Here is a 19,422-nt window from a genome sequence, read left to right as displayed (position 1 = left end):
GGTGCCGGGATTACGCCCGCACCGGCGGGACGATTTCCTTGAGCAGGTATGGTGTCAGCAGGCCGGTCTCGGGATTGAGCAGGCGCTCTTTGTAGTAGGCGAGATACTCGGAGGTATCGTGGTCGTTGGGGTGAAATCCCGGGCGCAGGTAATCGAACACATGGCCAAGGGTGCTGCCATAGACGCCATCCCCGCGACCGATCAGCAGATCAAGGCTGCGCTTGGCGTCCTTCCAGAACCGGAGGCTGATCAGGTTGCGCGGCCGGCGGATGAATGGAATCAGTACGCCGCCCAGCGGAACCAGGAACCAGATGGTGACCAGGGCCAGTGCAAACCCGCTGACGCGTAACGCATAGTTGCCCGAGAGTTGCTGGAAGACATCGTAGGCGATGTCCTTGTGCTCGGACTCCTCCAGCATGTGCCACATCCACAGGCCGCGCTGCTTCTCGTCCTCACTGTGAAAGAAGTTCTCTTCGTGCTTCATCATGAATTCCGCCAGTACGGCGGTGAAATGCTCGATACCGGCCATCAGCGAGAGCTGCAGCGGTTGCGGGAACCGCCGGAACCCGTAGTTGAAGACGTTCTCGGCCAGGAAACGGTAGAAGGTCACCGGAAACCGGTGTTCTTTCAGGACCTCGTTCCACTCCTCGTGCACCTTGGAATGCAGCGCTTCCTGGCCAATGAGGGAGGTTACCCGCTGTTTCAGCACCGGGTCGGTCAGGAAATCGCGATGGTGGCGGGCAGTCTCGATCACCAGGTCTTCGCCATAGGTCAGAAAGATCGACAGCGCTTCGAAGTAGGCGGATGCCAGTTCGGTGTTGAGGTAAAAATTGGGGTCGGCATCCCTGGCATTGAAATCGAACTTCATGTGCCGGATAGGCACATCAGCCTTGGGTGATTCCGGTGGTGTCGTCACGGAATCGAGCTTTTCGGCGGTTGCAGTTGTCATGGTGGTTTCCTTGGGTGCCGAGGTCACTGTTGTGAGCGTGGCTGAAGCATTTGTCAGGGTATGAGATTAAAGCGACTAATTGTTCGGGTTCAATTCGGAACCCAGGGCCGCGCAAGGAGCGGTGATAGCGGCAGGTCTCCCTCTTCGACGGGTCTGCAAGGACAACAATACGAATGCTTGTTCGGATTTTTGTTTTTTTCCGCTTGATCACTGGAAAGTCCACGGCCTGAGGGATGTGTTTTCGGAATTTGCGACTATGCTTTGCTCAGGGCCCTGAGTTGTATGCAGGGCTGTTTCATTAACTGGAAATGCGGAGGGCCTTGTGACGGAGCGGAAGGTGGTCACCGTGTTTTACGATGAGCGGGTTCTAAAACACTTCCCGGATGTGAATACCGCTTTTCTGCCCGGGCGCCTGGACAAGCGAGTTCGAACGATCCTGTCCGGCCTCACCGTGCAATGGAAGTACCCCGAACATCCCGGGCGCCTGGATGCGATCATGGATCTGCTCAAACGGGAGCCCATTCCCGGGGTGGCGTTCGCGCCCGGGCAGGCAGCGACTCGCGAGCAGCTGGCCCGTGTTCACACCATGTCTTTCCTGGACGATATTTTCTCCCTCAGGGATGAAAGTGCCTGGCTGGATGTCGACACCACCGCGGTGTCGCCTGGCAGTGTTGAAGCGGCGGAAGTGGCTGCGGGTACGGCCGTCGCAGCAGTGGAGTCGGTGGTGGCGGGTCAGACGGAGAGTGCGTTCGCGATGGTTCGCCCGCCGGGGCATCATGCCGAACCGGCACGGGCGAGGGGATTCTGCCTGTTCAACAACGTTGCGGTTGCGGCGGCTCATGCCAAGGCCGTACTGGGCTGCAAGCGGGTTTTGATCCTGGACTGGGATGTTCATCATGGCAACGGCACACAGGATATTTTCTGGGCCGATCCCGACGTCATGTTTATTGACCTGCACCGGGCAGCGCCGTTCTACCCGGGCACGGGCACACTGGATGAAGTCGGTGCCGGTCGCGGGGAAGGGACTACCGTGAATGTGCCTCTGCCCGGTGGGTCTGGCGATGTGGCCTATTTCCGCGCCATGCAGGAAATAGTGGTGCCGGCTGCGGATTACTTCAAACCGGACCTGATTCTGGTGTCGGCGGGGTTTGACGCCCACTGGTTCGATCTGGCGATGAATGTCAGCTACGAAGGTTTCGCCGCCATGGCCAGTGTGGTGCAGTCCCTGGCCCGACGACATTGTGATGGCCGGCTGGTGTATGTCCTGGAGGGGGGGTACAACACAGAATCCCTGTCCCGTGGGGTTCATTCAGTGCTGGGAGTGTTGGCAGGCGGGTTGGTTCCTGAGCCCCGGGTCTGTGGCATGGACGAAGTGGAGAAAGCCATCGAGTTTCACCTGGGCGCTTTTACCGACGACTGGGAGAACTGAAATGGCGGCTCCAGGACAAACCACCCGAATTCCGTTTTCTGAACTGGAAGCGTTACTGGCAGAGATTTTCAAACACCACGGCACCTCGCCAGCGGTGGCCCGCACGCTGGCCCATAACTGCGCCAGCGCGCAGCGGGATGGCGCGCTCAGCCATGGGGTTTTTCGCATACCCGGTTACCTGTCGACTCTCAGAAGTGGTTGGGTAAATGGTGAGGCGGTGCCGAAAGTGAAGGACGTTGCCCCGGGATTTGTCGTCGTGGACGCCGGCAACGGGTTCGCACAGCCTGCGTTGGAGGCCGCCCACAACCTGATGCTGAAAAAGGCCCGCGCCAATGGCATTGCCATGCTCGCGATTCGTAACTCCCATCATTTCGCGGCGTTGTGGCCGGATGTGGAGCCCTTTTCACGGGAGGGCATGGTGGCCCTGGCATTCGTCAACAGCATGGCCTGCGTGGTGCCCTTCGGTGGTAAAAAGCCTCTGTTCGGCACCAACCCCATCAGCTTTGCCGCGCCCCGGGCCGGGGCGGACCCCCTGGTGTTTGACCTGGCCACCAGCGCCATCGCCCACGGTGACGTGCAGATCGCCGCGCGGGAAGGCAGAACCCTGCCCAACGGCTGTGGCGTGGATGCCCAGGGCAACCCCACCACCGATCCGGCCGCGATCCTCAATGGTGGCGCGCTGCTGCCCTTCGGCGGCCACAAGGGTTCTGCGCTGTCGATGATGGTGGAATTGCTGGCGGCGGCGCTGACCGGCGGAAACTTCTCTTTCGAGTTCGACTGGTCACCCTATCCGGGCGCGAAAACCCCCTGGACCGGGGAACTGGTGATCGTCATTGATCCTTCCAGGGGCGCGGGCGGCGACTTTGCCAAACGCACAGAAACCCTGGTGCAGGAAATGGTTTGGGCGGGCCAGCCCCGACAGCCAGGGGAGAGGCGCTACCTGCGGCGGGCGGAGGCCATGGTGCAGGGAGTGATTATTGGCAGGGAAGAGCTTGATCATCTTCGTGAATTGGCTGGCGTTGCGTGAGAGGCGGCTACCCTTGGCGGCGATAGTCCGAGGGCGACTGGCCGAATCGACGCCTGAATGCCCGTGAAAACTGACTGTGGTCGCCGAAGCCACACGCCAGTGCGACGGCGGTGATCTTGGCGGATGGGCGCTGTAGCAGGCGCCGCGCCCGCAACAGTCGCTGTTCCTGAACGTACTGGTAGGGCGCCAGCCCGAAGCTGGAGCGGAACAGGCGGGCGAAATGGTAGGGGCTGAGGTTGAGCCAGCCGGCCATGGTGGCCAGGTCCAGGGGGTGGCCCAGGGATTCGTCAATCCGGTGGGTCAGCTGACGTTGTTGTGAACGGGAAAATTGCCCGCTGACGGTCGGTTCCTGAAGGGTGCGGGCGCCATAACGGCCGGCGATCTGCACGATCAGCCAGTGTGCCAGGTGATCCATCGCCTGGGTCTGGCTGGCGGACTCCCATTCACTCATGTCCAGCAGGCGTCCGGCCTGGGCAATGATGTCATCCTCGATCTGGTAACGTTCGCCGAGTTGCAGGGCCACAGGCTCGCGGTCCCAGGTGCTTTCGACGCAGCGGTGCAAGTCCTGGTCGGTGAAGTAAAAATGCAGGAACTCGAACGGGCCGTTGATGCGCCAGAGCGACTGGCTGCCGGCGGGAAACAGGCAGACCGCGCCGGGAAAGCCATGGCTGACGGCCTGGCCGTTCACCTGCCGGGTGGTGTGCTCGCCGCCCCGGGTGTAGATGCTGAGGGCGTGATGTCGGGGGCGCTCGTAGCGGGCTTCGCCGTGGTGATTGTGCCAGTGGGCAAGGGCGCGGCCGTCGTTCAGTTCCAGCACACGGCGGGGCGCCGCGCCGGCTGTGGTCAGCGCATGGACAATGTCCCTGGTTTCGTCTTGGCTCGTGGCCATTCCGTTCGGCTCCTGATTGCTCCTCACCTTTATCCTTCACTACCGCAAGAATCTTCCACCCTTTGACAGGATCTGACAAGTCAGCGGTTTGCTGACCGGGCTACTATCCAGAGTCCCTGTTGAATTGAGGAGAGTCTCGCCATGCCCATCAGTGCTCATTATGCCCTGACCGTTCTGATCTGGGGGCTCACCTGGACAGCCATTCGGCTGCAGGTTGAATCCGCTGCTGTGGATATCTCGGTGTTCTACCGCTTTGTTCTGGCCGCCGCGGTGGCCCTTGGCGGGCTGGCGCTGTTGCGGCGGTTACCCCGACTGACCGTGCGCCAGCATGGTTGGCTGGTGCTGCAGGGGTTAACCCTCTACAGCATCAACTTCCTGCTGATCTATCGTGCAGCGGAAAACATGACCAGCGGTCTGCTGGCGGTGGTGTTTTCCCTGGCAGCGCTGTTCAACGCCTTCAATGGGTGGTTGTTTATGGGCATTCGTCCCAATCCCCGCATCTATCCGGCGGTGACACTGGGCATTTCCGGTGTTGCCCTGCTGTTCTGGCACGATTTGCAGATAGGCAACGCCGCGCTGCCAGCGCTGCTGTTTGCGGCAGCAGGCACCTTCTGGTTTTCCCTGGGCAACCTGCTCAGCCTGAAGGTTCGCGCGGAAAACATTCCCTTGCTGGCGGGCAATGCCTGGGCGATGTTCTATGGTGCCCTTGCGCTGGGCATCTGGTGCCTGGTGAACGGCGTTGAATGGGTGATGCCGCAGGGTGCAACGTTCTGGGGGGCTACTCTGTTCCTTGCGATTCCCGGGTCGATCGTGGCGTTTTTCAGTTACATCACGGTGATCCGTGAGCTGGGCGCAGACAAAGCAGGCTACGCCACTGTGCTGTTTCCGGTCGTGGCCCTGAGCGTGTCGACCTGGCTTGAAGGGTTTGTCTGGAGTGGTACCGCGCTTGCGGGGGCCTGCCTGGCGATCCTTGGTAACTACGTGCTGTTCCGCAAGCCCCGGGCGACGGCGAGACTGGCGTAATCGCTGTCGTGTTTGCGGTTTTGGGGCTAAGCTTTTGGTAGAGACAGGAGGGCGCTATGTTTGTGGCAGAAAAATACACCGGCCATTTAATTGAAGTGCTGGATATCCCGGCCCTGTTCGACCCCCACAGAACCCGCATCAAGGGCAGCATGCAGTACGGTGAGGAAGCCCAGGATCCGGAGTTCTATGAAAAGTCGGAGCTGGGATTTCCCTCCGGTGAAGCCTTGCCCAAGTGCTGGACCGACCCGAATTATCGGCTGAAGAAGTGACCTGGTGTTGTCGGATTACGCTTCGCTCATTGTGCCGTTCACCGGTAAATCCGACACCACCTGTTCAATTTATAACCGCCCAAAGTTGAAACCCCACCCTCTTTTCTGTAGCCTTTATTTTAATTGAACGTTCAATTAATAAAACGTGAGCCGGAAAACAGCGAAACCGTTATGCCGATTGTTGGAGTTAAAGACACACGAAAGCAGCAGTTGATCGACGCCACCATGGAGTCCATCGCCGAGCTGGGAATGCAGAACACCACCATCGTGAGCATCAGCAAACGGGCGGGGATGTCCTCGGGCATTATCAGTCATTATTTCGGCGGCAAGCAGGGCCTGATTGAAGCGGCACTGCGTTATTTGCTGGATCAGTTGGGCAAGGAATTGCGGGAGCGTATGGCGAAGACCGACGGCTCCCCGGAACAGCGGCTAAACTGCATTATTGAGTCCAATTTTTCTGAATTCCAGCGCTCGGCGCTGGCCGCCAAGACCTGGCTGAGCTTCTGGGCGCGCTCCATGCATGAGCCTGGCCTCCAGCGGCTGCAGCAGATCAACAACGCGCGGCTGTACAGCAACCTGCGCTATTCCTTTGCCCGGGTGCTGCCTGCGGCAGACGCCACCGAAGCCGCGCGGCAAACGGCGGCGTTGATTGACGGCTTCTGGCTGCGTAGCGCCCTGAGTCTGGACCCGGTCGAGAGCTTTGAGGCCGGCGAGCGGCTCTGCAAGAAATTCGTTCACGAGACACTGGCGCAGGCAAGCGCCTGACACACGGTCCACAAGACCATGAAGTCATCAGATTGAGGTTACCCGCTATGTCACTGTCCACATCCGAAACCGTTGTTCAAAACTTTATCCATGGCCGCTTTCTGGCCAACAGCTCCGGCGAAACTTTCCCGGTGGTGAATCCGGCCAACGGCCAGGTGATTTATCGGGTAGAAGTGGCCGATGAATCTATCCAGCAGGCGGCCATCGAGAGCGCCCGCGCCGGCTTCGCGGAATGGTCGGCGATGACCGCCATCGAGCGCAGTCGAATACTGCTCAGGGCCGTGGCGCTGCTTCGCGAGCGCAATGATGAACTGGCGGCCGTGGAAGTGAGGGACACCGGCAAACCCTGGCAGGAAGCGGAAGCGGTGGATGTGGTGACCGGCACTGATGCCATCGAATTCTTTGCCGGCCTGGCCCCGTCCATCGAGGGTAACCAGCAGGATTTGGGCGGTGATTTCTATTACACCCGCCGCGAGCCGCTGGGCATTTGCGCTGGTATCGGCGCCTGGAACTACCCGATCCAGATTGCCTGCTGGAAGTCCGCTCCGGCGCTGGCCTGCGGTAACGCGATGATTTTCAAACCGTCGGAAGAAACCCCGATGGGGGCCGTCAAGCTGGCGGAAATCTTTATCGAGGCGGGCGTGCCGGCGGGCGTGTTCAATGTCGTACAGGGTGCGGCGGAAGTCGGCCAGTGGCTGACCCATCAGCCAGAGATTGCGAAGGTGTCTTTTACTGGAGAGGTGGGTACCGGCAGGAAGGTGATGTCGGCTGCGGCATCGTCCCTGAAGGATGTCACCATGGAGTTGGGCGGCAAGTCCCCGCTGATCATCTTTGATGACGCGGATCTGGAGAATGCCATCTCCGCCGCGATGGTGGGCAACTTCTACACCCAGGGCGAAATCTGCACCAACGGCACCCGGGTGTTTGTCCATGAGGACATTTACCCGCGCTTTATGGAGCGCCTGCTGGAGCGCACCCGCAAGAACATCAAACCGGGTGATCCGATGAATCCGGACACCAACTACGGCGCGCTGATCTCCGCCAAACACCGGGATCTGGTGCTGGACTATATCGCCAAAGGGATCGCCGAAGGTGCCACCCTGAGCCACGGCGGCCGGGCGTTTGATCCGGAGGATTCCAAAGGTGGCTACTTCGTGGAGCCCACCATCTTCTCCGACTGCACCGATGACATGACCATTGTGAAGGAAGAGATCTTCGGCCCGGTGATGTCAGTGCTCACTTTCTCCGATGAAGACGAAGTGATTGCCCGCGCCAACAGCACCGACACCGGTCTCGCCGTCGGCGTGTTCACCAACAACATCCGCCGCGCTCACCGGGTGATTCACCAGATCCAGGCAGGTATCTGCTGGATCAACAGCTACGGAGCCTCCCCGGCGGAAATGCCGGTTGGTGGCTACAAACTCTCCGGCATTGGCCGCGAAAACGGGCGCGAGACCATTTCCCACTACACCCAGATCAAATCGGTGTATGTAGGGATGGAAGACCTCGACGCCCCGTTTTAATCCCGCTGGCCACACAGGAGAACGCGTATGACAGAAAATCAATACGACTACATCATTGTGGGTGCGGGCTCGGCTGGTTGCGTACTGGCCAACCGCCTCACTGAAGACGCGCACCACAGGGTGCTGCTGTTGGAAACCGGCGGCAGCGATAAGAGCATCTTTATCCAGATGCCGACGGCCCTGTCCATTCCCATGAACACCAAAAAGTACGCCTGGCAGTTCGAGACCGAGCCGGAGCCGTACCTGGACAATCGCCGCATGCACTGCCCCCGGGGCAAGGTGCTGGGTGGCTCGTCCTCCATCAACGGCATGGTCTACGTTCGCGGCCACGCGCGGGATTTCGACGAGTGGGAATCCGAAGGTGCGGAGGGCTGGAACTACCGGCAGGTATTGCCGTACTTCAAAAAAGCGGAAACCTGGGCCTTTGGTGGCGATGACTACCGGGGTGACAAGGGCCCGCTGGGGGTGAATAACGGCAATAATATGCAGAACCCGCTCTACGAGGCCTTCATCAAGGCCGGTGCGGATGCTGGCTATTTCGAGACCGGGGATTACAACGGCGCCCAGCAGGAAGGTTTCGGCGCCATGCACATGACCGTCAAGAACGGTCGCCGCTGGTCCACCGCCAACGCTTACTTGCGCCCGGCCATGGAGCGCCCGAATCTGACGGTGGTTACTCATGCCTTGGTGCACAAGGTGCTTTTGGATGGACAGGACGGCAAGACCGCCACCGGCGTGCGCTATGAGCAGGGCGGCAAGATTCATGAAGCAAAAGCCGCGGAAGAGGTGATCCTGTCCGCTGGTTCCATTGGTTCCCCCCATCTGTTGCAGCTGTCCGGTATCGGCAAGCGCGAGGTACTGGAAAATGCCGGCATCGACGTACAGCACGAGCTGCCGGGCGTGGGCGGGAATCTGCAGGACCATCTGGAGTTCTATTTCCAGTTCCGCTGTAAGCAGCCGGTCTCCCTCAACGGCAAGCTGGACTGGTGGAACAAGCTCAAAATCGGCGTGCGCTGGATTCTGCGCAAGGACGGCCTCGGCGCCACCAACCACTTTGAATCCTGCGGCTTTATCCGCTCCAGGGCCGGTGTCGAGTGGCCGGACCTGCAATACCACTTCCTGCCGGCGGCCATGCGCTACGACGGCAAGGAAGCCTTTGCGGGCGACGGTTTCCAGCTCCATATCGGTCATAACAAGCCGAAAAGCCGCGGCTTTGTGCATGTGCAATCCGCTGATCCGAAGCAGGCGCCGACCATTCGCTTCAACTACATGGAACATGAAGCCGACCGCGAAGGCTTCCGCGACTGTGTGCGCCTGACCCGGGAAATCATCAGCCAGCCGGCGATGGATGAGTACCGTGGTACGGAAATCCAGCCGGGTGTCGAGGTACAAAGCGACGAGGAGATCGATGCCTTTGTTCGCCAGGCGGTGGAAAGCGCCTATCACCCGTCCTGCTCCTGCAAGATGGGCACCGACGAGCTGGCGGTGGTGGACCCGCACACCCGGGTTCATGGTATTGCAAACCTGCGGGTGGTGGATTCGTCCATTTTCCCGACTATTCCCAACGGCAACCTGAACGCGCCCACCATCATGGTGGCCGAGCGGGCAGCCGATCTGATCCGGGGCAGGGAGCCCCTGCAACCTTCTGACGCGCCTGTGGTGATGGACGACCAGTGGCAGGGGCGGCAGCGACCGGGACAGGCAAAGCGCGCTCTGGGTTAGCGCGTCGTCATCCCCACCCGGGCGTGCAATGCGCCCGGGGTTTTGCAAGCCCTCAGGATTTCCCTATCAGCGCGACGGCATCCCGCCGTTTCCGGGCGCCGGATAGGCAAGTCCTGGGTTTGTGTCCGATTCGAAATAAGCAGCGCTTACAAAGTAGAGGAGGAACACCCATGCTGTTCACTAAAATGATGAAAAATAACCGGAGGTGCAGCGCATGACGCTCTGGTTATCCACCGGCCTGATTTTCACCTTCGCCGCCATTGTGCTGATTCTGTACAAGTGGTGGGACATCCAGTGCATTGGCGTAACGCCGGTCCGCACTTTCACCTTTATCGCCATCCTGTTCACGTCCGGGCTGGATGTGGGGCTGATCATGTTCCCGCTGACCGAATTTGGCGGTTACGGCGATCTGTCGGCGAGTCCGGAGTATGGCTTTGCCAACCCCCTGGCCATTGAGTTTGGCTTCTGGGCCTTCTTGATCTGGGGCTTCTATTTCCTGACCTGCTTCTATTTCGCGATCATTGAACCGCGGGTGCAGTTCTTCGAGATCCCGCTGGTAAAGGTCGTCAACAACGTGGTGATCATCGGTACCTGTGCCTTCACGGCCTACCTGCTGCTGGTGAACCTGCCCTGGTACCTGCCCCAGCTCGGGGACGGTGAGTCCGTGGTGCCGGCGTTCTACTTCATTGTGTTTGCCGCGATTGGCCTGGCGGTCTACTCCAGTTCCAAGATCAAGTACGTGCGCATTCTCAGCCTGGGCTCCAGTCTGCTGTTTATTGCCCTGATCGTCGGCATGTGGTTCCGGGCGTTCGTGCTGGGCGCGGGCTCCCCTGGGGATTTCCTCGGCACTGCCGGACTGTTGGGTGAATATTTCACCAACATCCACCAGTTTGCATTGCCGATCAATGATTACCACGAGTTTTATCTGTTCTGGTGGTTCGCCTGGAGCATCATGATTGGCCAGTTCACCGCCCGTTTCGTCAGCGGCATCCGGACCTGGCAGCTGTTGCTCGCCATGCTGGTGGTGCCGTCCATCGCCATCGGGGTGTGGTTCTCGGTGCTTTACCATTATCACGCCGAAAGTCTTGAGATCGCGGCGTTCACCAACCTGGCCATGATAACCGTGGGCGTGTTGATGGTTGTGAACTCACTGGACTCCCTGATCAGGCTCTACACCGACAACCTGAATATGACGGCCGAGCGTCTGGGAAGGGCGAACTACGTGGTGTTCAACTTCCTCGCGATGGTGGGCCTGACCATGCTATTCCAGCTGGATTTCCTGAAGATCCAGTGGGTCGGCGCCCTGGTTATTGCCCTGTACTTTGCCTGCTTTGCCTACATCCTGGCGAAGAAGCGGGCGGAAGTGATGGCCATCAAAGCGTCACCGAAAGAGAATATTCTCGACTTCCGTAAGATTGAACTTGCCGGTTAAAGCCCCATAAAGGGAAACAGCAGTCGTTTCAATGGGATTGGAGCGGCTGCTGTGACGCTTCGGGGGACAGGTACACTGGCCCGGATGTTCAATGGATAGGTAATGCCTATCTGTAGTTTGGAAATAATCAATTTTGACGAAGCGTCGAAAACCCGTATCTTTGTCCCCGTATTTTAATCAACACGCAAACGAACCAACAGGAGTTATCTTAAATGGGCGTGATTAACAGCGAGATCAAACCGTTCAACGCAACTGCCTTCAAGCAGGGCGAGTTTGTTGAAATCTCCGAAGCTGATGTAAAAGGTAAGTGGTCCGTATTTTTCTTCTATCCGGCCGACTTCACTTTCGTATGCCCGACCGAGCTGGGCGACGTTGCAGACAAGTACGAAGAGCTGCAGAAGCTGGGCGTGGAAGTGTTCTCTGTTTCCACTGACACCCACTTCACCCACAAGGCATGGCACGACGCTTCCGAGACCATCGGTAAGATCAACTACTTCATGGTTGGCGACCAGACCGGCACCATCACCAACAACTTCGGTGTGATGCGTGAAGGCCAGGGCCTGGCAGACCGTGCCACTTTCCTGATCGATCCGGATGGCGTTATCCAGGCCATGGAAATCACTGCTGAAGGTATCGGCCGTGACGCGGACGACCTGATGCGCAAGGTGAAAGCCGCTCAGTACGTTCGTAACCATCCGGGCGAAGTATGCCCAGCCAAGTGGAAAGAAGGCGAGGAGACTCTGGCGCCTTCCCTGGACCTGGTTGGCAAGATCTAAGCTCCTCCCCGAGAGTAGCTCAAGAGCAGAAAACCCCGGATTATCCGGGGTTTTTTGTGTCTGGGGAAACCGCAGTGCCACGGGCCTTGAGGCGATAGAACTCCTCGATGACGCCGGCCATGGCATCCGGGCAGTAAGGCCGCAGGCCGCTCAGTATAAGGTGTTTGGTAACTTCGCCCACGGCCTTGCCGTCTGCGGTCAGCTGGTACTCCAGCAGAACGTTGCCCCGCTTTCCGGCCGCCTCCAGCGTTGCGTTACTCAGTTCGAGGTCCGGCGACGGCAGGTCCAGGTCGTTCAGGGCCAGGCTCATGCTCTCGTACATGACCATCGGGCGATCGGGATTGAACATCACCCCGTTCGACTCCATCAACGGTTTCAGGGTATGGGGGAAGTTCTTGCCGGAGGCGGCCACGTAGGCGCGGGTAATATCCTCGATCAGCTGCTGGTCCGCGGTGCGGGCGCCACTGCGGGTCACTTCGATATAGACCTTGCCGGCGTCATCGCAGACGTTAATGCCGCTCTCGGTCTCCACAAACCGTAAGGGCACGCCTTCGCCCAGCAGACTACGAAATCTGAACGTCATGTTTTCCGATAGCCCGAAACGGGCCAGAATGATGGCGAAGAGCAGGTCCCCGGGAACGCAGAAGCGGCGGGCATCCGGATCATGAATGGGGTTGAAGTCTCCCGCGATCTCTTTGGCGAACTGACTGGCCTGCAGGGCGGAGATATGTACGTGCCCGTCCTGGACGGAGTGGAAACGATCTAGAAACATGCGTTGCCTATTCTGAGTACCAGAGAGTGGTTATTCGGTGTCCTTGTCACACGATACGCTGACAAGTTGCCGTTGGGTATTCGCTATTGGTCAAGACTGGGAAACCATCCACTGAAAGGACATAGCATTGCCCTATCAAACCGTTTGGGGCAATTAATTTGAGCATTGGCTTGCCAGTCCGTATCTTCATTACATCTCATACTAAACGACCCGTTTTAATTCCAGAAACCCAATTTCAGTTTCTAAAGGAGAAGCACGACTATGTTGGATGCCAGCATCAAGGAACAACTCAAGGCGTATATGGACAAGCTGCAGCAGCCGATTGAGCTGGTTGCCGCCTATGATGACGGCCCCAAATCCCAGGAGCTGCGTGAGCTGTTGGAAGAGCTGGAGCCGATGTCCGCCAAGATCAGCCTGCGCACCGAGGAAGATTCTGACGTTCGCCGTCCGTCTTTTGCCATTAACCGCGTGGGCACCGATATTGGAGTGCGTTTCGCTGGCATTCCCATGGGCCACGAGTTCACCTCGCTGGTGCTGGCCCTGCTGCAGGTGGGCGGCCATCCCTCGAAAGCCTCCCAAGAGGTGATCGAGCAGGTTCAGTCCCTGGATGGCGAGTTTGAGTTCGAGACCTATTTTTCCCTGTCCTGCCAGAACTGCCCTGACGTGGTGCAGGCCCTCAACCTGATGAGCGTGCTGAACCCGAAGATCAAGCACACTTCCATCGACGGCGCCCTGTTCCAGGACGAAGTCGAGAAGCGCGAAGTCATGGCGGTGCCGAGCGTTTATCTGAACGGCGAGAACTTCGGCCAGGGCCGGATGACGCTGGAAGAAATTGTGGCCAAGCTGGACACCAACTCCGATGCCCGCGAAGCCGAAAAGATCAACGGCAAAGACGCCTTTGAAGTACTGGTCATTGGCGGGGGGCCGGCTGGCTCGGCTGCGGCCATCTACGCTGCCCGTAAGGGTATCTCCACCGGGATTGCCGCCGAGCGCTTCGGTGGCCAGGTGGCAGACACCATGGGCATCGAGAACCTGATTTCCGTGCCCTATACCGAGGGTCCGAAACTGGTCAGCGCCATGGAGCAGCATGTCACTGAGTACGATGTGGACATCATGAACATGCAGCGCGCCGAGAAGCTGATCCCGGCCAGCCGGAAAGGTGGCCTGCATGAGGTTCGCCTGGCCAACGGCGCATCGCTGAAATCCCGTACGGTGGTTCTGTCTACCGGTGCCCGCTGGCGTCAGCTGGGCGTGCCCGGTGAGGAAGAATATCGCAACAAGGGTGTGGCCTACTGCCCGCACTGTGACGGCCCGCTGTTCAAGGGCAAGCGCGTGGCGGTGATTGGCGGTGGTAACTCCGGCGTGGAAGCGGCGATCGATCTGGCGGGCATCGTCGGCCATGTCACCCTGATCGAGTTCGGCGCGGAAATGCGGGCGGACGAGGTGCTGCAGAAGAAACTGCGCAGCCTGAAGAACGTGGAGATCATCACCTCTGGCCAGACCACCGAAATCACCGGTGAGAACGGCAAGGTGAATGGCCTTCAGTACACCGACCGCAACACTGGTGAGAGTCACCACGTGTCACTGGAAGGCGTGTTCGTCCAGATCGGCCTGGTGCCCAACACCGAGTGGCTGAAAGGCGATATCGAGCTGAGTCAGCACGGTGAAATCATCGTCAATGACCGCACCGAAACGTCCATCCCCGGCGTGTTTGCGGCTGGCGACGCCACCACCGTGCCCTACAAGCAGATCGTGATCTCGATGGGTGAGGGTTCCAAGGCGGCATTGAGCGCCTTCGACTTCCTGATCCGCAACTCGGCTGAGGATGAGGACGATCAGGCTGCCTGATCATCCAGAACTCCTGATGAGAGCAAGGCAGGCCTCCACGGCCTGCCTTTTTTTGGCTCCGGTCTATGGCTGGGTAGAGCCTTCCGATACATCGTCTTCGAGACTGCCTGAGAATTCAGGCTGAATGTCATCCCGCGCAAACAGGTGCCCGTAGGCGGCCCGAATTCCGTCCACGATAAATTCGTGGGGAACGTCGTCGAACACGCCGTGATCATTGACGTATTCCATGTGGGCTTCGCCGGATTCGGTGTATTCCTGGAAAATGGAATCGTTGACGCCATCGAATTCCAGTGGCTCCACGTCCATCAGCTCGCATAACCGGGCGTTGAATGCCGGAGTTGCCTTCACCCATTTTTCGTTCAAGTAGAGCTCGATGAAACCGTGCATGCGGAAAATATCCGACTGCAGGTAATCGATCAGCTTCTGGCTGGACAGATGATTGCGCACATCCGCCAGGCCAAGCCGGCTGGGAATGCCAACGGAACGCGCCGCCGCACCCAGTAGTACTGCCTTGGGAATACAGTAGGTCTCGCCGCTTTCGAGGGCGTAACTGGCACTGAATGTCCCGGGATCCGTCCGGAACACGTAGGGGTTGTAACTCACGGTGTCCCGTACCGCCAGGTACAGCGCTTTTGCCTGCTCGACAGGGTCTTCGGGCACGCCCTCCAACTGGTCCGCAATCCAGGCTTTCAGTTCCGGCTGGTGGTAATTGAAGAAAGCGGTGGGCTGGAGATAGCGTTCCATAATGGTCCATCCGGGTTTGGGGTATCGACTTCTGATCGTCTCCAAATAGCAAGCTACTGACAATGGCCTTTTCCGACAATGACATTGCCTTTTTCTATCATTCCTTGCCTTCGAAACCTTGCATTACATTCACCGCGTTCACCCCGATAGCCTCCACGTCATAGCCGCCTTCCATGGTAAACACCGTGGGTAGGCCAAGCTTTTCAAGACGTTTGCCCAGCGTCAGATAGTCGCCGGATGTGAATTTGAAGAAGGAGATCGGGTCTTCCTCGAAGGTGTCCACACCCAGCGCCACCACCAGGGCGTCCGGGCGGAAGGCTTCGATGCGCTGGCAGGCGGTTTCCAGGCCCTGGCTCCAGACGCTGTAGGGGGTCTCGGGTGGGTAGACAATGTTCAGGTTGTAGCCTTCCCCTTCGCCCTCACCAATCTCGTCCTCAAAGCCGAGGAAATGGGGAAACACCAGGTCCGGATCGCCGTGCAGGCTGATGGTCAGTACGTCACTGCGGTGGTAGAAGATGGCCTGGGTACCGTTGCCGTGGTGGAAATCCACATCAAGGATGGCGACCCGGTCGTAGCCCTGGTCCCGGAAGGCCTGGGCGGTGATCGCCGCATTGTTGAAAAAGCAGTAGCCGCCGAACAGGTCCGCGTGTGCATGGTGGCCCGGTGGGCGGCACAGGGCGAAGGCGGCGCGTTCACCTTTCGCCACCAGTTTCTGAGCGGTCAGGGCCACATTGGCAGATGCCCGGGCGGCGTCCCAGGTGCCCTCGGTGATCGAGGTTTCCGCCGCGAAGCTGTAATAGCCCAGGCGACCGTCGATGTCTTTGGGCGACCGATGGCGCATACCGCGTCCGGCCCAGACGGCGGGAATGGCTTCCCCGGGTTTGCCGGCAGCGACCCAGTCGTCCCAGCAGGTTTCCAGGAAGGCGACGTAATCTGCTGTGTGTACCTGTTTAATAGGCTCCAGGCCAAACTCTTCCGGCTCCAGAACCTCACCCAGCGCCTGATGCCTGACCCGGGCGAGAATGGTTTCTGCCCGCGAGGGTTTCTCGTGGGGGGCGATCAGCAGGCCGCCGTCCAGTTCGGTTTTGACGGTACGGCGGGCATGGAGGGGAGAGAACACGGTTTTCATGGCATGAAGACTTCCGGGTGGATGGACTCAGGTCACTTTGGCACAGGCAATGCCGTGGCTCAATTTCCGGCATTGTGGCAGTCTGGGATGGTTTCAGGGAGAGAGGATAACGAAGATGACGCTGCAATCACTTTTGGGGATCGAGTTACCCCTCATTCAGGCGCCGATGGCGGGGGTTCAGGGCAGTGAGCTGGCTCTGGCGGTGTCCAACGCCGGCGGCCTGGGTTCGCTGCCCTGCGCCATGCTGGGTGCAGATGCCTTGCGTGCCGAGCTGGAAACGCTGGCGGCGGGTACCACAAAACCCTTCAATGTGAACTTCTTCGCCCACAAGCCGCCCGAGCCGGAAGATGCCCGGGAACGGGCCTGGCGGGAAGCGCTGACGCCATACTACCTGGAGTACGGTATCGATCCGGAAACCATCCCCGCTGGCGGTGGTCGCACTCCGTTTAACGAGGAAGCTGCCGAACTGGTGGAGAGCTATACGCCGGCGGTGGTCAGTTTTCATTTCGGGCTACCCGAGAACACCTTGCTGGAGCGGGTAAAAGCCACGGGCGCCAAAGTCATTTCCACCGCAACCACGGTTGAAGAGGCGGTCTGGCTGGACGAACGGGGGGTGGACGCGATCATTGCCCAGGGGCTGGAGGCGGGCGGTCACAGGGGCATTTTTCTGACCCGGGACCTGTCCACCCAGATGGGTACGTTTGCGTTGCTGCCGCAGGTTATCGAAGCGGTGCGCTGCCCGGTTATTGCCGCTGGCGGGATTGCCGATGCCCGGGGCATCCGGGCGGCCATGGATCTGGGGGCGGCTGGCGTCCAGTTGGGCACGGCATTCATGTTGTGCCCGGAAGCGACTACACGGCCGATCCACCGGGAGGTTCTGAAGAGTCCGCAGGCCCGCCATACCGCCCTGACCAATCTATTCTCCGGCGGGCCCGCCCGGGGCATCATGAACCGGGCGATGCGTGAGCTTGGTCCGATGTCGGGGGTTGCTCCGGCGTTTCCCCTGGCGACATCGGCCATTGCGCCCTTGCGGGCGAAAGCAGAGGCGTCCGGCTCCGGCGATTTTTCTCCCCTGTGGTCCGGGCAAAATGCCTCCGGTTGCCGGGAAATGCCGGCCGCCGATCTGGTTCGCCAGTTGGCTGAGGAATTGTGACCGGGTTCTTTGCCGACATGTCCCTCGCTACTGCGCTGGGGCAGGTCTGCGGTCTGGTTGCCCTGGGCTTCTGCATCGCCGGGTTCGCCAACAAGAATGACGACCGGCTGATGGTGTTGCTGATTTCCGCTAACGTCGCTTTTGCCCTGATGTTTGCGTTTTTTGAAAGCTGGACCGCCACAGCGCTGACGGTGCTGGTGATCCTGCGGATTGCCCTGGCGCGGAAGTTTCTGGGCAGCTGGCGCATCATGACGGTGATTCTGGCGGTCAACCTGCTGGTGGCCGCGGTGACCTGGCGGGTGCCGACGGATATCTTTCCGCTGACGGCCGCGATTCTGGGTACGGTGGGTATGTTCACATTGCGGGGTATACCACTGCGGATTGTGCTTGGGCTGGCGGCGTTCTCGTGGATGCTCAATAACATCGTGATCGGTTCGGTGGGCGGCACTTTGGCGGAAGGCATGGTGGTGGTGACCAACATTATCACCATCATTCGCCTCAACCGCCTTAAGAAAAAGTATCCGGACGTGATCGAGCCGCTGCTGGGCGGGGAGTCCGACCGCCGACCGTAATGTCGATTTAATGAATCCGCGCACGACAACCTGCCAAAAGATGTACGACACTATCCAATAATTTTATCGTCAGCTATTGGATCAATGAGATGGATGCTCTGGATCTGGACATTCTTTACCGCCAGCACTCAAGGCAGGTGCTGGCGACGCTGATCCGTTTGCTGGGGGAATTTGATCTGGCAGAGGAGGCGCTGCAGGACGCGTTTGCAGCCGCCGCCCAGCAGTGGCCGGTACAGGGAGCGCCGGATAATCCGCTGGCCTGGTTGATTCGCTGTGGCCAGAATCGGGGCATTGACCAGATCCGGCGACGACAGACCGTTCGCTTCCACGCCGACGAGCTGGCCCGGGCCGTGGAGGAATGCGACACCCCGGACCTGGCGGACTCCTCCCTGCAGGATGACCAGTTGCGACTGATCTTTACCTGTTGCCACCCTGCGCTGGCGGTTGAGTCGCAACTGGCACTGACGCTGCGGGAGGTCTGTGGGCTCACCACGGAACAGGTGGCACGGGCGTTGTTACAGAAGCCCACCACGCTGGCCCAGAAGATTGTCCGTGCCAAGCGCAAAATCCGCGAGGCGGGTATTCCCTACGAAGTCCCCGAAGACAAGCGCCTGCCGGAGCGTCTTGGGGCAGTACTCCATGTTATCTACCTGATGTTCAATGAAGGCTACGCCCGCACCGAAGGGGAGGGTTTGATCGACGCCAGTCTGACCGCAGAGGCCATCCGCCTTGCGGAATTGCTTGCAGTGCTGCTTCCGGACGGCGAAGTATTCGGATTGATTGCCCTGATGCGCCTGCAGGACGCCCGCAAGGCGGCCCGGGTGGATGAGCATGGCGAACTGGTGACGCTGGAGGACCAGGACCGGACCCTGTGGGACAGGGACGAAATCCGCCTGGGCAAGGCATGGCTGATGCGGGCGCTGGGGCAGTCGCCGGCCGGCGGCTACACCCTGCAGGCCGCAATTGCCGCCGCCCACGCCGATGCAGCGAGTTTTGAGGAGACCGACTGGCACGACATCGTGGGTCTCTACGATCTGCTCTATCAACGCTCACCCACGCCGGTCGTTGCCCTCAACCGGGCCGTAGCGGTGGCGATGCTGGAAGGGCCGCAAGCCGGCGTAGCTCTGCTGGAGGGGCTGTCTTCCCACAAAGCCATCCAGAACTATCATCTGTTTCACGCCGCGTTGGCCGACCTGCATCGACGTGCCGGGCATGGAGAGCAGGCCCGGGTGGCCTACGAACGCGCGTTGTCGCTGGCAAACCAGGCCCAGGAAAAGCGTTTTCTCCAGAAGCGGTTATCCGAGATGGGGCGGGGCGACGGGCAATAAAATTCCCGTTCGGTGTCGAAATCACTGACCGGCGGACGACAAGGACACGGGACAAGACAAAGGAGACCCCCC

General features: G+C 59.6%; 18 protein-coding genes. 13 read left to right on the top strand and 5 right to left on the bottom strand.

Annotated features, from left to right (window positions below):
- Positions 1-10 precede the first annotated feature (10 nt).
- A complete protein-coding gene (locus tag ACJO5Y_RS20050) occupies positions 11-949 on the bottom strand; it encodes a metal-dependent hydrolase (RefSeq protein ID WP_406989629.1) in 939 nt (312 codons plus the stop codon).
- Between the two features lie 322 nt (positions 950-1,271).
- On the opposite strand from ACJO5Y_RS20050, the gene ACJO5Y_RS20045 reads away from it, so the two are divergent.
- Positions 1,272-2,378 carry a histone deacetylase family protein gene (locus ACJO5Y_RS20045; protein WP_406989627.1) on the top strand — a complete coding sequence of 369 codons (1,107 nt, stop codon included), beginning with the start codon at positions 1,272-1,274 and terminating at the stop codon, positions 2,376-2,378.
- Between the two features lies 1 nt (position 2,379).
- Positions 2,380-3,405 carry an Ldh family oxidoreductase gene (locus ACJO5Y_RS20040; protein ID WP_406989625.1) on the top strand — a complete coding sequence of 342 codons (1,026 nt, stop codon included), beginning with the start codon at positions 2,380-2,382 and terminating at the stop codon, positions 3,403-3,405.
- Between the two features lie 7 nt (positions 3,406-3,412).
- On the opposite strand, the gene ACJO5Y_RS20035 is transcribed toward ACJO5Y_RS20040, so the two are convergent.
- A complete protein-coding gene (locus ACJO5Y_RS20035) occupies positions 3,413-4,294 on the bottom strand; it encodes a helix-turn-helix transcriptional regulator (protein WP_406989623.1) in 882 nt (293 codons plus the stop codon).
- Between the two features lie 141 nt (positions 4,295-4,435).
- Between ACJO5Y_RS20035 and ACJO5Y_RS20030 the strand changes: the two genes are divergently transcribed.
- The 7 genes from ACJO5Y_RS20030 (at position 4,436) to ahpC (ending at position 11,804) form a co-directional block, all read left to right on the top strand.
- Positions 4,436-5,317, top strand: coding sequence for a DMT family transporter (locus ACJO5Y_RS20030; protein WP_406989621.1), 882 nt, complete (start codon positions 4,436-4,438; stop codon positions 5,315-5,317).
- Between the two features lie 56 nt (positions 5,318-5,373).
- On the top strand, positions 5,374-5,586 hold the full coding sequence (locus tag ACJO5Y_RS20025) for an acetyltransferase (protein ID WP_406989620.1): 213 nt from the start codon (positions 5,374-5,376) through the stop codon (positions 5,584-5,586).
- A gap of 171 nt (positions 5,587-5,757) precedes the next feature.
- Positions 5,758-6,351 carry a transcriptional regulator BetI gene (gene betI, locus ACJO5Y_RS20020; protein WP_406989618.1) on the top strand — a complete coding sequence of 198 codons (594 nt, stop codon included), beginning with the start codon at positions 5,758-5,760 and terminating at the stop codon, positions 6,349-6,351.
- Positions 6,352-6,398: 47 nt separating this feature from the next.
- The gene (betB, locus tag ACJO5Y_RS20015) at positions 6,399-7,874 is read left to right on the top strand and encodes a betaine-aldehyde dehydrogenase (protein ID WP_406989617.1); all 1,476 of its coding nucleotides are present in this window, start codon (positions 6,399-6,401) and stop codon (positions 7,872-7,874) included.
- Between the two features lie 27 nt (positions 7,875-7,901).
- Positions 7,902-9,596: a choline dehydrogenase gene (betA, locus tag ACJO5Y_RS20010; protein WP_406989616.1), complete on the top strand. Its 1,695-nt coding sequence runs from the start codon at positions 7,902-7,904 to the stop codon at positions 9,594-9,596.
- A 214-nt stretch (positions 9,597-9,810) separates the two neighbouring features.
- Positions 9,811-11,028, top strand: a complete 1,218-nt coding sequence (locus tag ACJO5Y_RS20005; protein ID WP_406989614.1) for a BCCT family transporter — start codon at positions 9,811-9,813, stop codon at positions 11,026-11,028.
- 212 nt (positions 11,029-11,240) lie between these two features.
- The gene (ahpC, locus tag ACJO5Y_RS20000; protein ID WP_406989613.1) at positions 11,241-11,804 is read left to right on the top strand and encodes an alkyl hydroperoxide reductase subunit C; all 564 of its coding nucleotides are present in this window, start codon (positions 11,241-11,243) and stop codon (positions 11,802-11,804) included.
- Between the two features lie 40 nt (positions 11,805-11,844).
- Here the strand turns inward: ahpC and ACJO5Y_RS19995 are convergent, their stop codons facing one another.
- Positions 11,845-12,576 carry a DUF3581 domain-containing protein gene (locus tag ACJO5Y_RS19995; RefSeq protein ID WP_406989612.1) on the bottom strand — a complete coding sequence of 244 codons (732 nt, stop codon included), beginning with the start codon at positions 12,574-12,576 and terminating at the stop codon, positions 11,845-11,847.
- Between the two features lie 261 nt (positions 12,577-12,837).
- On the opposite strand from ACJO5Y_RS19995, the gene ahpF reads away from it, so the two are divergent.
- Positions 12,838-14,424, top strand: coding sequence for an alkyl hydroperoxide reductase subunit F (ahpF, locus tag ACJO5Y_RS19990; RefSeq protein ID WP_406989611.1), 1,587 nt, complete (start codon positions 12,838-12,840; stop codon positions 14,422-14,424).
- A gap of 63 nt (positions 14,425-14,487) precedes the next feature.
- Here ahpF and ACJO5Y_RS19985 read toward each other — a convergent pair whose 3' ends face one another.
- Positions 14,488-15,168: a transglutaminase-like domain-containing protein gene (locus ACJO5Y_RS19985; protein WP_406989609.1), complete on the bottom strand. Its 681-nt coding sequence runs from the start codon at positions 15,166-15,168 to the stop codon at positions 14,488-14,490.
- A gap of 97 nt (positions 15,169-15,265) precedes the next feature.
- Entirely contained in the window at positions 15,266-16,297 is a 1,032-nt protein-coding gene (locus tag ACJO5Y_RS19980) for a histone deacetylase family protein (RefSeq protein WP_406989607.1), read from the bottom strand.
- Positions 16,298-16,412: 115 nt separating this feature from the next.
- Here ACJO5Y_RS19980 and ACJO5Y_RS19975 point away from each other — a divergent pair, with 115 nt between their 5' ends.
- From ACJO5Y_RS19975 to ACJO5Y_RS19965, 3 genes are all read left to right on the top strand, one after another.
- The gene (locus ACJO5Y_RS19975; RefSeq protein WP_406989605.1) at positions 16,413-17,450 is read left to right on the top strand and encodes an NAD(P)H-dependent flavin oxidoreductase; all 1,038 of its coding nucleotides are present in this window, start codon (positions 16,413-16,415) and stop codon (positions 17,448-17,450) included.
- Positions 17,451-17,467: 17 nt separating this feature from the next.
- Positions 17,468-18,022, top strand: coding sequence for a YgjV family protein (locus ACJO5Y_RS19970; RefSeq protein ID WP_406989656.1), 555 nt, complete (start codon positions 17,468-17,470; stop codon positions 18,020-18,022).
- A gap of 89 nt (positions 18,023-18,111) precedes the next feature.
- Positions 18,112-19,350 (top strand): RNA polymerase sigma factor, encoded by a 1,239-nt coding sequence (locus ACJO5Y_RS19965; RefSeq protein ID WP_406989604.1) that lies wholly within the window; start codon positions 18,112-18,114, stop codon positions 19,348-19,350.
- Positions 19,351-19,422 lie beyond the last annotated feature (72 nt).

The sequence above is a fragment of the Marinobacter alkalisoli genome, assembly GCF_045449855.1.
Taxonomy (GTDB): Bacteria; Pseudomonadota; Gammaproteobacteria; order Pseudomonadales; family Oleiphilaceae; genus Marinobacter.
Note: the sequence above shows the minus strand (reverse complement) of the source record. Positions and strands in the feature narration are given on the sequence as shown.

Excerpts from the sequence above, each read along its gene's own strand:
- ACJO5Y_RS20050 (WP_406989629.1), bottom strand. The coding sequence starts at position 949 with ATGACAACTGCAACCGCCGAAAAGCTCGATTCCGTGACGACACCACCG.
- ACJO5Y_RS20040 (WP_406989625.1), top strand. The coding sequence starts at position 2,380 with ATGGCGGCTCCAGGACAAACCACCCGAATTCCGTTTTCTGAACTGGAA.
- ACJO5Y_RS20035 (WP_406989623.1), bottom strand. The coding sequence starts at position 4,294 with ATGGCCACGAGCCAAGACGAAACCAGGGACATTGTCCATGCGCTGACC.
- ACJO5Y_RS20030 (WP_406989621.1), top strand. The coding sequence starts at position 4,436 with ATGCCCATCAGTGCTCATTATGCCCTGACCGTTCTGATCTGGGGGCTC.
- ACJO5Y_RS20025 (WP_406989620.1), top strand. The coding sequence starts at position 5,374 with ATGTTTGTGGCAGAAAAATACACCGGCCATTTAATTGAAGTGCTGGAT.
- betI (WP_406989618.1), top strand. The coding sequence starts at position 5,758 with ATGCCGATTGTTGGAGTTAAAGACACACGAAAGCAGCAGTTGATCGAC.
- betB (WP_406989617.1), top strand. The coding sequence starts at position 6,399 with ATGTCACTGTCCACATCCGAAACCGTTGTTCAAAACTTTATCCATGGC.
- betA (WP_406989616.1), top strand. The coding sequence starts at position 7,902 with ATGACAGAAAATCAATACGACTACATCATTGTGGGTGCGGGCTCGGCT.
- ACJO5Y_RS20005 (WP_406989614.1), top strand. The coding sequence starts at position 9,811 with ATGACGCTCTGGTTATCCACCGGCCTGATTTTCACCTTCGCCGCCATT.
- ahpC (WP_406989613.1), top strand. The coding sequence starts at position 11,241 with ATGGGCGTGATTAACAGCGAGATCAAACCGTTCAACGCAACTGCCTTC.
- ACJO5Y_RS19995 (WP_406989612.1), bottom strand. The coding sequence starts at position 12,576 with ATGTTTCTAGATCGTTTCCACTCCGTCCAGGACGGGCACGTACATATC.
- ahpF (WP_406989611.1), top strand. The coding sequence starts at position 12,838 with ATGTTGGATGCCAGCATCAAGGAACAACTCAAGGCGTATATGGACAAG.
- ACJO5Y_RS19985 (WP_406989609.1), bottom strand. The coding sequence starts at position 15,168 with ATGGAACGCTATCTCCAGCCCACCGCTTTCTTCAATTACCACCAGCCG.
- ACJO5Y_RS19980 (WP_406989607.1), bottom strand. The coding sequence starts at position 16,297 with ATGAAAACCGTGTTCTCTCCCCTCCATGCCCGCCGTACCGTCAAAACC.
- ACJO5Y_RS19975 (WP_406989605.1), top strand. The coding sequence starts at position 16,413 with ATGACGCTGCAATCACTTTTGGGGATCGAGTTACCCCTCATTCAGGCG.
- ACJO5Y_RS19970 (WP_406989656.1), top strand. The coding sequence starts at position 17,468 with ATGTCCCTCGCTACTGCGCTGGGGCAGGTCTGCGGTCTGGTTGCCCTG.
- ACJO5Y_RS19965 (WP_406989604.1), top strand. The coding sequence starts at position 18,112 with ATGGATGCTCTGGATCTGGACATTCTTTACCGCCAGCACTCAAGGCAG.